At 68.4% G+C, this 12766-nt stretch carries 10 protein-coding genes; 4 read left to right on the forward strand and 6 right to left on the reverse strand.

The window, feature by feature from the left end; all coding sequences use genetic code 11:
- Window positions 1–156 precede the first annotated feature (156 nt).
- From N5095_RS00370 to N5095_RS00385, 4 genes are all read right to left on the reverse strand, one after another.
- Window positions 157–1842 carry an NAD-binding protein gene (locus N5095_RS00370; RefSeq protein WP_267619843.1) on the reverse strand — a complete coding sequence of 562 codons (1686 nt, stop codon included), beginning with the start codon at window positions 1840–1842 and terminating at the stop codon, window positions 157–159.
- Window positions 1843–1966: 124 nt separating this feature from the next.
- Complete coding sequence (locus N5095_RS00375; protein WP_267619845.1) at window positions 1967–2809, reverse strand: SDR family NAD(P)-dependent oxidoreductase; 843 nt, start codon at window positions 2807–2809, stop codon at window positions 1967–1969.
- A 178-nt stretch (window positions 2810–2987) separates the two neighbouring features.
- Entirely contained in the window at window positions 2988–4208 is a 1221-nt protein-coding gene (locus N5095_RS00380) for an acyl-CoA dehydrogenase family protein (RefSeq protein WP_267619846.1), read from the reverse strand.
- Between the two features lie 109 nt (window positions 4209–4317).
- Entirely contained in the window at window positions 4318–5340 is a 1023-nt protein-coding gene (locus tag N5095_RS00385) for an NAD-dependent epimerase/dehydratase family protein (RefSeq protein WP_267619847.1), read from the reverse strand.
- Between the two features lie 101 nt (window positions 5341–5441).
- Between N5095_RS00385 and N5095_RS00390 the strand changes: the two genes are divergently transcribed.
- Window positions 5442–6584, forward strand: a complete 1143-nt coding sequence (locus N5095_RS00390; protein WP_267619849.1) for a phosphotransferase family protein — start codon at window positions 5442–5444, stop codon at window positions 6582–6584.
- Between the two features lie 46 nt (window positions 6585–6630).
- Here N5095_RS00390 and N5095_RS00395 read toward each other — a convergent pair whose 3' ends face one another.
- Entirely contained in the window at window positions 6631–7080 is a 450-nt protein-coding gene (locus N5095_RS00395) for a TIGR00725 family protein (protein WP_267619850.1), read from the reverse strand.
- Between the two features lie 311 nt (window positions 7081–7391).
- Here N5095_RS00395 and N5095_RS00400 point away from each other — a divergent pair, with 311 nt between their 5' ends.
- A complete protein-coding gene (locus N5095_RS00400; protein WP_267619851.1) occupies window positions 7392–8633 on the forward strand; it encodes a PAS domain S-box protein in 1242 nt (413 codons plus the stop codon).
- Here N5095_RS00400 and N5095_RS00405 read toward each other — a convergent pair.
- Window positions 8630–9376: an SIR2 family NAD-dependent protein deacylase gene (locus N5095_RS00405; RefSeq protein WP_267619852.1), complete on the reverse strand. Its 747-nt coding sequence runs from the start codon at window positions 9374–9376 to the stop codon at window positions 8630–8632. The genes N5095_RS00400 and N5095_RS00405 overlap by 4 nt on opposite strands.
- 418 nt (window positions 9377–9794) lie before the next feature.
- On the opposite strand from N5095_RS00405, the gene N5095_RS00410 reads away from it, so the two are divergent.
- Complete coding sequence (locus N5095_RS00410; RefSeq protein WP_267619853.1) at window positions 9795–10628, forward strand: MBL fold metallo-hydrolase; 834 nt, start codon at window positions 9795–9797, stop codon at window positions 10626–10628.
- 155 nt (window positions 10629–10783) lie between these two features.
- Window positions 10784–12703: a hypothetical protein gene (locus tag N5095_RS00415; protein WP_267619854.1), complete on the forward strand. Its 1920-nt coding sequence runs from the start codon at window positions 10784–10786 to the stop codon at window positions 12701–12703.
- Window positions 12704–12766: the final 63 nt, after the last annotated feature.

Consider the following 12766-nt stretch of genomic DNA (forward strand, 5'->3'; position numbering starts at 1 on the left):
GGAAGGGGAACCGGTACCGTCTAGATAGCCTCCTCAGCCGGCGTTCGTCCGAAGAGTCCAACGCCCTCTGTCGTAGCCGGAGGTCCAGCCCCGACACTCGTTAGTGAGATTGACCCGGTAGGGACCGGACCCCTGCTCAGTCCCGCCTCTCCCGATTCACTCCTGTTCTTTGACCGGTGATACGTCGAACTGCTTTCTGAACTGCTGGACTGCTTCGTCCGAACCGACCAGGACGATGCGTTCGTCGCCGGTGAACCGCCGTTGTGGGTCGATCGTACTACTGAATCCGGACTCGTCTTCGACGGCGATCACGCGGCACCCCGTCTTCTCGTAGATCCCCGACTCTGCGAGGGTCGACCCGGCCAGCGGCTCCGCCGGCACGCGAAGGAGCCGAACCTGACTCGCCGGAGTCAGGATGTCCTCACCGCGGAGCTCTCTCGCGACCATCCGAGCGCTCACTCGCGGGACCGAGAGGACGTAGTCGGCGCCGGCGCTCAATGCCTTCCGCGTCGCGTCGGTATCGCTCAGTCGGACCAGTATCTCGATATCGGGGTTTAGCGAGCGTGCCAACACCGTCGTGAGGAGCGATTCGGAGTCGTTCGGAAGCCCGACGATGATCGCTCCGGCAGTCTCGATTCCGGCTGCTTCGAGGGTTTCCTCCGACCCCGCGTCACCGACGACGTCGACACCGTCGCGGTCTCTGACGTCGATCGTCGTGACGTCGAGCCCCTCCTCGACGACGACCTCTCGTGCGGCTTGCCCAACCTCGCCCTGTCCGGCAACGATGATACGGTCGTGGCGACGGAGCGTTCGGGACGGCTGTGTGAACTCACTGAACGCCTCCAGCGCCTCGTGGGGTCCCGAGAGGAGTAACACCGTGTTCGAGCGGATAACCGCGTCCGGATGGGGTGGAAGCTGCAGTTCACCGTCGATCCACGCACCGATGATGTTAGCACCCGTCTCCTCTCTGATTCGTGAGTTGCGTATCCGTGTTCCGACTAATCTGTTCCCGTGCTGAATCGGAATCTCCGTGATCTCTAACTCTCCGCCGAGCTCGATAGTGTCCGTCAGGTCCGTGCTGAACGACGAGACCACCTTCTCGGCGAGTCGATGTCCGAGCACCCCGTGTGGGGACAACACGGTGTTTGCACCCGCATCCAACAGCGCACTTCGCATACTGCTGTCGTCGGTGAGTGCGATGATGTCGAGATGGCGGTCTATCGACCGCACCGTCAGAATGGTGTTCACGTTCGCATCACCGGTATCGGTGATGACTGCCCGAGCGGTGTCGATACTCGCCCGCTCGAACGCTCCCCGGTCCTGCGGAGAGCCGTGAATGACCGAGTAGCCCGCGTCGGAGAGGTCCTTGGCGTTCTCTTCGTCCGAGGAAATCAGGACGTACTCGATCCCGAGTTCTTCGAGTTCGTCGAGAAGTACGGCCGAGTCACGTCGGTACTCACAGATGATGACGTGGTCCTGCTTCGGCGTGAGTCGGTCGTCCAAGTTGACCTCGGCCCCGGTGAACAAGGGGATGATGATGAGTCGGAGGGTGAAAAACCCGATTCCGATGCCGGAAATCTGCGCGAACGACACGAACAGGAACATCAGCGGATGGCTCCAGAGGCCGGAGTCCTGCCCGTAGCCGGTCGTCGTCATCGTTTGGACGATGAACTCGAACGAGGCGAAGATAGACTGGTCGACGCCTTCCAACCGCGCCAGCGCGACGTTGTAGATTACGGCATACAAGCTGACGAGAGCCGTCAGGCCGACGAGATAGTAGATGATGAGTCGGTTCCGGCGGGAGAACTCGATTGCGGAGAGCTGCCGTGAAAAGAATCCCATACTGAATTAGGTACACCTACCCACCGGGTACAGTAAAAGTGGGCGATAATCGGCTCTCGACTTCGGCTACAGCCGCGACCGCTACAAGTTGCGGGGTGTGATTCACCGCCGCGGTAGCCTCGGATTACGTCTCCGGCGACTCCATCACCTGCGGGACGCCCCCGGCGGTGACCGTCTCGCCGACGACGTACGACGAGGCGGGGCTGGCGAGGAACTGCGCCACGTCGGCGATCTCCTGGCTCGTGCCGACCCGGCGGTCGACGTCCGTCCGGTCGATGTCGCTCGCGGAGACGCCCATCTGGGACTCGACGCCGGGAGTGGCGACGAAGCCGGGCGCGATGCAGTTGACGCGGATGCCGTGGCGGGACCACTCGGCGGCGAGCGTCGTGGTGAGGTTGATGATGCCGGCCTTCGCCGCGCCGTAGTGACTCATGTACGGGGAACCCTGCTGGCCGGCGACGCTGGAGAGGTTGACGATACTCCCGCCGCCGTCGCCTCGCATCGCCTCGCCGGCGGCCTGCGAGCAGTGGTAGGTGCCGGTGAGGTTGCTGTCGACGATGGTGTGCCAACCGTTCTCGGAGATGTCCTCGAACTGGGCCATGAACGACGCGCCGGCGTTGTTGACCAGCGTGTCGACGCCGCCGAACTCCTCGACGGTGGCCTCGACGAGCGCGTCGACGGCGTCGCGCTCCCGCACGTCGCACTCGACGGCGATTGCGCTCCCCGGCACCGCGTCGACGTCGGTCGCGCCGTCGTTCGTGAGACCCTCGGGCGTCCCGCTGAACTCTCCGACGTTCCCCTCGTTGATGGCCTCGGCGACGGGGTCGACGTTCTCCTGCTCGCGCGAGCAGACGACGACGTTCGCGCCGTCGGCCGCGAAGCGCTCCGCGATGGCGCGGCCGATGCCGCTCGAGGAGCCGGTGACGACGACGGTCTGGTCCCTGACGCTGAACTGGTCTGTCGGCATACGATGGTCGTGGGGTGGTATCGTGATAAGTGGGGGAGGCCCGCTGGTGGGAGAGGTACGGTGTCAGGAGGCCGGCGGGGGTTGTATACGGAAGGTGCCCGGCCCGTGCCAAACGGTCGGCCGTCGCGTCTCGCGCTCTACACGCCGAGGGTACGTGTCAGATGGACGTCGTTGTGATTCACTCCCCGCCCCGATACCGCGTGATGCCCTCGATGGCTCCTTCGTCCACGTCGGAGAAGGCGTCGCGGGCGACGACCCGCCGGTGGACCTCGTCGGCGCCGTCGACGATGCGGAACTGTCGAACCGCCGCGTAGAAGTCGGCGAGCGGGAGGTCCTTGCCGATGCCGTTGGCGCCGCAGTACTGCAGGGCCGTGTCGATGGCGTCGTTGGTCACCTCGGCGGCGAACAGCTTCGCCATCGACACCGGGACGCGGGCCTCCTCGTCGCGAGCGATTCTGTCGGCCGCGTCTCGAACTACGGTCCGAACCGCGTGGAGGCGCGTCTCCGCGTCGGCGATTTCGTGGCGGAGGCTCGACTTCTCCGAGAGCGACGAGCCGAACGCCTCGCGCTCGGAGGCGTACGCCTTCGCGACCTCGAGGGCGCGGTCGGCCATCCCGGAGAAGCGCATGCAGTGGGTGAGCCGCGCCGGACCGAGGCGCTGCTGGGCGTGCGCGAACCCGCGGTTCTCCTCGCCGAGCAGGGCGGTGTCGGGGACGCGCACCCGGTCGTAGACGATTTCGGCGTGGCCGATGCCGGTCACGCCGTCGGCGAGGTGTGGTACGTCGCGCTCGATTTCGACGCCGTCGGCGTCAGCGGGGACCAGAAAGAGCGAACAGCCCTCGTAGGGGTGGGCGTCCGGGTCGGTGCGGGCCATCACGACGAGCACGTCGGCCTCGCTCCCGCCGGTCGTCCACCACTTGTGGCCGTCTACGACCCACTCGTCGCCCTCCTGCCTCGCGCGCGTGCGCATCATCTTCGGGTCCGACCCGGCGCCCTGGAGCGGTTCGGTCATCGAGAACCCCGAACTGGTCTCGCCGGCGACGAGGTCCGGGAGCCAGCGCTCCTGCTGCTCGTCGGTGCCGACGAGTTCCAACAGGTGCATGTTCCCCTCGTCCGGGGCGTCGACGCGGAGCGCGGCGGGGCCGAGCAGGCTCCGGCCCGCCGCCTCGAAGGCGGGGAGCACGTCGTCGAACGCCATCCCGAGGCCACCCCACGCCTCGCTCACCTGCGGGGCGTAGAGGTCGCGCTCCCTCGCCTCGGCGCGGAGGTCGGCCACCGTCCCGTCGTCGGCCGGGCCGTCGCCGAGGTGCTCGCGTTCGACGGGAATCACGACCTCGTCGACGAACGTCCGGACGCGGTCGGCGAACTCGCGGGCTTCCGCCGAGTCGTGGTACTCCATGACGGGCCATGGGCCGTGGGGGTGAAAGGTGTACGGCAGGCGGAAGGGTTCCGAGACCGGACGGGTCAGACGAGACGCCTTCGCCGGGAGCGACTCGGACGGGCCTTCGTCACTGCACCGCTCTTCGCGCTCGTCTCTGCTCGGATTCCGTCTCGAGTTGGGCCTGCTCCCAGGCGAGGTACTCGCGTAGCCCGTCCTCCAGCGGCCGGTGTTCGAGACCGAGTTCCCGTTTCGCCTTCGCGTTGTCCACCTGGAACTGCTTACCGGCGAAGAACTCCAGCATCTCGGACTCGTACCCCTCGGGCGGCGTCACGACCCGCTCGACGACTCGCATGGCGTTCGCGAGCGCCCCGAACACCGCGTCCGGAACGGGCCGGGGTGCCCGAATCCCGGTGATTCGCTCGGCGCAGTCGAACACCTCGGGGAGCGTTCGCGGCTCGCTCGCGACGATGTACTCCTCGCCTGGGGTCCCCACCTCCATCGCGAGGACGTGCGCCCGTGCGATGTCTCCGACGAAGTCGAACGGAATCGTGAAACGCTTCGGTACCATCGGGAGGTCGCCGGTGAGGTAGCTCCGAAAGGCGCTGCGCGCCGACCCGTACAGTTTGTCGCCCGGACCGTACACGGCGCCGGGCATGACGACGACCAGCGGTAGCCCCTCGTCCATCATCGGTCTCGCGACCTCGTAGTGCGCCTGCCACTTCGTTCGGAAGTAGACCGCGGCCGTCGGTTCGTCCGGAGTGACGGTCTCGTCGAGGCGGGCGCCGCTCGTCCCCGGAAAGACGCCGACGGTGCTCGTGTAGACGCCCTTCGGCACGTCCAGTTCGTCCATCAGCTCGAGGACGTTGCGCGTCCCCTCGACGTTGATTCGTTCGGCAGTGTCGACGTTCTTGGGGCCCGGACCGACGTAGAACCACGCCGCGATGTGGAACACGCCGTCGACCCCCCGCATCGCCTCGCGCATCTGTTCCTTCTCGGCGATGTCACCCTCGACGACTCGTACTGCGTCCGGGAGATGGTCCGCGTTCGACCGGAAGCGCGTCAGGGCGACGACCTCGTGGCCCGCATCGAGCAGTTCTCCCACGACGTGGGTGCCGACGAGCCCCGTGGCGCCGGTGACGAAGTACTCCATAGTATGTTTATTGTTAACATAGCACATTTACCTTCGGAGTAGGGCGGAAGTGAGCACGGTCGACCCCGACCTATTCGTAACCGCCCCTCCACGGTACGACCATGGCCCCCGAGGACACACCCCGCGACGACGGAACCGACCGGGAGGTCTCCGGCTACCTCGCGCGACTCGTCGACCCCGACCGCCTCCGTGCGTACCTCGCAACCCAACTCGATGCCGTCGACGACGAGGGCGGCGACGACGCCGGCACCGCGGCCGGCGCGAACCCTTTCTCCGTCGAACGCTTCGGCGAGGGACACTCGAACGAGACGCTGCTCGTCAGTTGGGGCGGGCGCGAACTGGTCGTCCGCCGTCCGCCGCCGGGCGAGACCGCCGAACGCGCCCACGACGTGCTCCGCGAGTACCGGGTGATGGACGCGCTTCAGGACACGCCGGTGCCGGTGCCGCGGACCCTGTTAGCCTGCGAGGACGACGCCGTCCTCGGCGCCGAGTTCTACGTGATGGAGCGTGTCGCCGGCGACGTACTCCGGTCCGAGGAGCCGGAACGGCTCACGACGCCGGACCACCGCGAGCGACTCGGGGAGGGGCTGGTCGACGCGCTGGCGGCGATACACGCCGTCGACCCCGCCGCGGTCGGGCTGGAGGAGTTCGGCTACCCCGACGGGTTCACCGAGCGGCAGGTCCGGCGCTGGGGCGAACAGTTGACGTGGGCGTTCGACCGCACGGCCGAGGAGCGCGAGGTTCCCGCCCTGTACGACACCCTGTCGTGGCTCACCGACAACGTCCCGAGCGACCCGCCGTCGGGGCTGGTCCACGGCGACTTCAAGCTCGACAACGTAGTCGTCGCCCCCGGCACGCCGCCGGAGGTCGCCGCGGTGCTCGACTGGGAGCTGTCGACGCTCGGCGACCCGCTGACGGACCTCGGTTGGTTCCTCGCCCACTGGCGCGACCCCGGCGACCCGCCCGCGATTTCGGAGCTCGACCCGACGTTCACCGAGCGCGAGGGGTATTCGACCCGACGCCAGTTGGTCGAACGCTACGAGGCGGCGACGGGCATCGAGTACGAACACGACCGCTTCTACCGGACGCTCGCCGTCTTCAAGCTCGCGGCGCTGGGTGAGATGTTCTTCCGGCGCCATCTGGAGGGGAACGCGGACGACGACCTCTATCCGCAGATGCGCGAGGGGGTCCCGGCGCTCGGCGAGCGGGCGACGCGAATCATCGACGGCGACGAGCCGTTGTAACGAGCGGGTCGTCGCAGCCGCGACGCGACCCTCGTGCGACCGCGACTCACCGCCGTGCGACCTCGAACTCCACGTAGTCGACGGCGTCCTCGGGGGAGTCGACGGGTTCGACGCCGACGACCTCGTGGCTCCCGAGCCCGGCGACCGGCCGGTCGAAGACGCCCGCGAAGCCGATTTCGGAGAGCGTCCCGCTCCCCCCGTCGACCGCGACGACGGCGTCGCCGTTCATCACGACGAGTCCGTTCCGGACGTGGCCGAGTCCGGTCGCGATTGCCACGTCGACGTACTCGTTCGCCTGCTGGCGGTACTCCCCCGGGAGGATGCCGACGGTCGCCCCACCCTTCGATTTGGCCCCGCGACAGGCCGCCTCCATCACGCCGCCGAGCCCACCACAGACGACTGTGTGGCTCCGCTCGCCGAGTAGTTCGCCGACCCGTTCTGCGGTCGTCGCCGTCGCCCGGTCGACGGTGCCGCCGCCGATGACGCTCACGCGCATGGGAACTCTCCGACGGCCGTGGCCGTAACTCTGTGTGCGCATCTCGCGGTCGTGTTTAGTGAGGAGGTAATCGAGGGTTCGGGAATCGAGCCGGCGGACACGGAAGCTCCCGCCGACGGAGAAACCGTCCCTCGGAGCCGACAACGGCGTGATTCCGACCGTCGCCGCGAGGACCACCCGGGTCGCCAGTCGGACGGTGAAGGGAGACCGACATCGTACGCGTTTCGGGTGCCCCGGGAGGGAGCCGTCCACACCTAGTGGTAGCCAGATGACAATCAGATTCTTACCAGAGAGCTGTAAAGATGCGCCAGATGAAGGAACGCCGGGGAGTCGCGGACAGGGGGAACGGAGACGACCGAATATGCGTCCTGCTCGTCGACGACGACACCGCGCTGGTCGAACTCACCCGGAGTTACCTCGAGCGGGTCGAACCACGCATCGAGGCCGTGGAAGCCACGTCCGGTCCCGCGGGGTTGGCGGTGCTCGACGAGCGGGGGTCGGAGGCGACGCGACCGCCCGTCGACTGCGTCGTCAGCGACTACGACATGGGTGAGATGAACGGGCTCGACTTCCTCCGGGCCGTCCGCGAGCGCGAACCCGACCTCCCGTTCGTGCTGTTCACCGGGAAGGGGAGCGAGGAGATAGCCAGCGAGGCCATCTCGGCCGGCGTCACCGACTACCTCCAGAAGGAGACGGGCCGGGACCAGTACACGGTGCTCGCGAACCGCGTCGTCAACGCCGTCGAACACGCCCGGAGCGAGCGCGCCCATCGCGAGACCGAGGAACGCTACCGGACCGTCGTCGAAGGGAGCCACGACGCCATCTACATCTACCAGGGGGAACGTTTCCGGTTCGTCAACGAGCGCGCGTGCGAGATAACCGGGTACGAGAGGGAGGAGCTGTACGAGATGGGGGTGTTCGACCTGGTTCACCCGGACGACCGCGAGCGCGTCAGGAACATCGGCAGACGCCGTACCAGCGACGGGACGGCACCGTCGCAGTACTCCGCGCGTGTTCTCCGCAAGGACGGCGACGTGCGTCACTGCGAGTTCAGCGTCTCGACGGTGACGTATCGGGGCGAGCCGGCCGTCCTCGGCTCCGTCCGCGACGCGACCGCGGAACGACGGGCGCGCGAGCGGTTCCGCGCGCTCATCGAACACTCGATGGACATCTTCACCGTCCTCGACGAGAGCGGAGAGATAACCTACGAGAGCCCGTCCGCCGAGCGCGTCCTCGGGTGGAGCGACGGCGCCCTCGTGGGCGACAACGTCTTCGAGTACATCCACGAAGACGACCGACAGGAGGCGTTCGAGACGTTCACCAGCGTCATCGACGAACCCGGGTTCGTCACCGACCGGATGACGCTCCGCTTCCGGCACGCGGACGGCTCGTGGCGCTGGCTCGAAGCCGTCGGGAGCAACCGGACCGACACGAGCATCGGCGGCTACGTCATCACCTCCCGGGACGTGACCGAGCGGGTCGAGAACGAGCGGGCCGGGAACGACCGAGTCGGGGACGAACGGGGCGAGGACGGACGCGGCGACGGGGGCTAAACGACGGTGTCCGCGAGCGCCGGGAGGAGGTCGGTCACGTCCTCGCGGAACACGTAGTCGGCGTGGCGGTCGGCGGGCGTCTCCTCGCGGTTGAGTACGGCGAGCGTACCGTTCTGGGCCGCGGTCGTCGGCAACGACGCGGCCGGTTCGACCGTGAGCGACGAGCCGATGGCGAGGAACACGTCGCTCTCGCGGGCGAGCCGCGAGGCCTCGGCCATCTCGTCTTCGGGGAGTGACTCGCCGAACAGCACCACGTCGGGTTTCAGGAGTCCGCCGCAGTCACAGTGCGGCGGGTTGTCGCCGTCGCGGACCCGCGCCCGCGCCGCGGCCGCGTCGGAGCGTTCGCCGCAGTCGAGACAGACCACGCGCGAGTTGTTGCCGTGGAGTTCGACGACGCGTCGGGAGCCGGCGGCGAGGTGGAGTCCGTCCGTATTCTGGGTGACGACCGCCGAGAGGCGGCCGGCCGACTCCATCGCCGTGAGCGCCTCGTGGGCCGGATTCGGCGCGGCGTCGTCGGGGTACATCGCCTCGTGGAGGGCGAGGCGGTCGGTCCAGAACCCGGCCGGCTTCGACAGCAGGCGGCCGTAGCTGAAGTCGTTCGGGTGGAACTGGGTCTTCCAGACGCCGTCCTCGCCGCGGAAGGAGGGGATTCCCGAGGCGGTGCTGACGCCCGCGCCGGTGAACGCGACGACCGTGTTGGCCGCGCGCACCTCGTCGGCGAGTGAGGCGAGTCGCTCGTCCATACCGCCTGTGGAGGGCGCTGTGAGCAAAAGTCGTGTGGCGCTCGCGTCACTCTCGGTGCTCGTCGGTGGGAGCCGTCGTCAGGCGGTCGTCCTTCGCCAGTGCCGGTCTCAGCTCCCGCGTCCACCCGGGGGGGACGTGAGTCGTGCTTTCGGCCGCGGCGTCGCGGAGCCCATCGTCCGGACCATCTCGGCGTAGTCGGCGCAGGGACTCTTTGTGCGGGGTCGGGCCATCGTGGAACATGTCACGTCGTACACCTACCTGTATGTTGCGGCCACTCTCACCGACGAAGTATTTCCTCACGCGTGTGAGCATATCGGTCACTGTTCTCACCGGAACGTCCCGACGCGTACGCGGAGCGTCCCGAGCGTCCCAGCCGCGTCCACAACGCTTAGCCCGCAGCGCACCGCAGGGGGAACCATGACCACGAGTGACTGGGGCGACTGGCTCCCGCGTGCGGTGGAAGCGGCCGACCCCGAGACCGTCGCCGTCTGGTATCTCGGCTGCAACGGGTTCGTCCTGAAGGGCGCCGAGGGGACGGTCCTCTACATCGACCCCTACCTCGGGACGGGCGACCCGCCGCGGACGGTCCGGATGATTCCGGTGCCGTTCGACCCACACGACGTCGGCGTCGCGGACGCGGTGCTCGCGACCCACGAGCACACCGACCACGTCCACGGCCCGAGTCAGGCGCCTATCCTCGCGAACACGGGAGCGTCGCTGTACGCGCCGGACGACAGCCTCGCCGTCGCCCGCGAGGAGGAGGACTGGACCGGCCGCTGGGACGTGCGCGAAGACCAGTTCGAGGAGGTCACGGAGGGTGACTCCTTCGAGGTCGGCGAGTTCGTCGTCCACGTCGAGGGCGCACACGACCCCGACTCCACGCACCCCGTGAGCTACGTCGTCGAACACGCTGCCGGGACGCTCTTTCACGCCGGCGACAGCAAGCCCGCGGAGCTGTTCGCCGACCTGGGCGAGCGCTACGACGTGGACCTCGGCATCTTCGCGTTCGGCGCCATCGGTAACGTCCCCGACAAGGAGACCGGCGAGCCCCAACGGACGAAGTGGTACTCCACGGAGAACGAGGTCGTCAAGGCTGCGAGCGACCTGCAGGCCGACCGACTCCTCCCCTCCCACTGGGACATGTGGAAGGGCCTGACCGCGGACCCGTCGGTGCTGCACCACCACGCGCGCAGCTACGAGTACCCGAAGCGCCTCGAAATCGTCGAAATCGGCGACCGTATCGAACTGTAGTCCCGGTTCGGACCGCGAAACCACGCCGCAGCCGCGATGTGGGCTCGGCTGCCCCGCCGGGAGTCCTCGGCTGCGACCCGTCTCCGTCGACGACGCTCTTTGTGTGCGATAATTTCGGCGGATGATTTATATATCGTGTCTGGAATGTATGGCTCATGAGTGGAGGGACCGAAGACGGCGCCCCCGTGACGGTGGAGCGGGGCCGCGTGACGGTGGAGAAGACGTTCGAGGCTGAGGAGTTCCCGGTGCCCGCAGTGAAGTTCGTCGTCCGGTCGACGGACGAGGACGCCGTGGACGTACGACTGACCGACCGGATTCCTGACGGGTTCCCGATGAAGCGCGTCGGGTTCCACCCGGAGTTCGACAGCGAGAACTGGACCGCCTACAAGGACCAGCGCGTCGAGTACGCGCGGACGCTCGACCCGGCGGAGTCCGTGACGACCGTCTACGGCGTCCGACTGGAGGGCGTCGACACCGTCGGGGCCGACTTCGTCGAGGAGCCGTTCCTCGAAGTGCTCGACGAGGGTGAAGGCGGCGACGAGGACGCGGGCCCGGAGGCGGCCGTCGAGGCAATCGTCGGCGAGGACAACAACCAGGTCGTCCGCGACATCGTCTCCGGCGAACGCGACAGCGTGCCGGGGATGGACGGTGAGGCGGACGCGGAAGTCGTCGAGAGCGGAGAAGGCGACGCGCCCGCGCTCGACCTCGAAGACCCCGGTTCGGCCGAGGACACGGCCGACCCCCTGGCGGCGGAGTCAGTCGAGAGTGGGGCCGAGGCGGCGGCGACGACCGACGGCGCGGTCGACCCGCTCGCCGCCCCGAGCGGCGAGGAGTCGTCGGGCTCGGACCCGCTCGACCTCGACTTCGAGGACCCCGAACCCGGTGCCGAAGCCGAGGCTGAGGCCGACGCCTCGCCGGCCGCTCCGGACGCCGAGTTCGACGAGCCGTCGGCCGACGACCCGCTCGACCTCGACCTCGACGGGTCCGAGCCCGATGCGACGACCGAGGAGCCCTCGTCCGGCCCGCGGGAACACGCCGCCGACGCGACGGCCGTCGTGGTCGAGCGACCCGACGCCGTGGAGGCGGTCGACGCGTCGAGCGCGGACGAGTCGGCCGCGGGCGTCGACGCGGACGGGGCCGACGGTGACGAGGTCGGCGCCGTCACGACGGTCGAGACGGATATCGCGGAAGTCGGTACCGAGGCCGAGACCGACGACGAAGGAACCGGCGGCGTCGAAACCGTCGACGGCGAGCCGGCGTCCGACGCTCCCGGGCCGACCTCCGCGCCGGCCGTCGGCACCGGCGGGGTCGCGGCGGCGCTGGCGACCGAGATTCGCGAGGGGTCGGTCGGCGACGACGACCTCGCTCTGTTGAAGGAGGAGCTCGACCTCGGCGGCGTCCCGTCGAGCGTCGACGTGCGCCTCGGCCGCCTGCAGTCGAACGTCGAGGACCTCGCGGCGTACACCGACGCCCTGGAGACCTTCCTCGACGAGGAGGGCACCGGCGAGGAGGTCATCTCCGACCTGCGCGCGGAGGTCGAGAACGTCTCGGGTACCGTCGAGGACCTCGCGGCGGACCTCGACGTGGCCGCGGCGGAGCGTGAGGGGCTCCGTGGCGACCTCGACGGCGTGGAGGCCGACGTGAGCGCCGGTCGGCGCCGGCTCGACCGCGTGGACGAGGAACTCGGCGAGATTCGTGAAGACCTCGCGACCCTCGACGGCGACGTGGTCGACGTTCACGAGCGGGTCGACGACGAGGTAGCCCGCGTCGACGGGGACGTGAGCGACCTCGGGGACGAGGTCGGCGGGCTAAGCGACGAGGTATCCGACCTGAACGAGGACGTGACCGGTCTCGACGACGAGGTGTCCGGTCTCGGCGACGACGTGGCCCGCGTCGACGAGGACGTGTCGGGCCTCGACGAAGGGATGGCGGACCTCGGAAGCGACGTGGACGACCTCCGAGGGGAGGTCTCCGAACTCCGGGCCGAAATCGAGGCCCTCGAGGAGTTTCGGAACCGCCTCGGGAGCGCGTTCGGTGGCGGCGACGAGGGCGGCGAGGACGACGGCGACAACTGAGCCCGCCTCGGCGGTCTATCGGTTCGCGGACGGACTTTTTTGACCGGTACTGGACTCGTACAG

This window comes from Halobium salinum (assembly GCF_026586625.1).
Classification (GTDB): Archaea; Halobacteriota; Halobacteria; order Halobacteriales; family Haloferacaceae; genus Halobium; species Halobium salinum.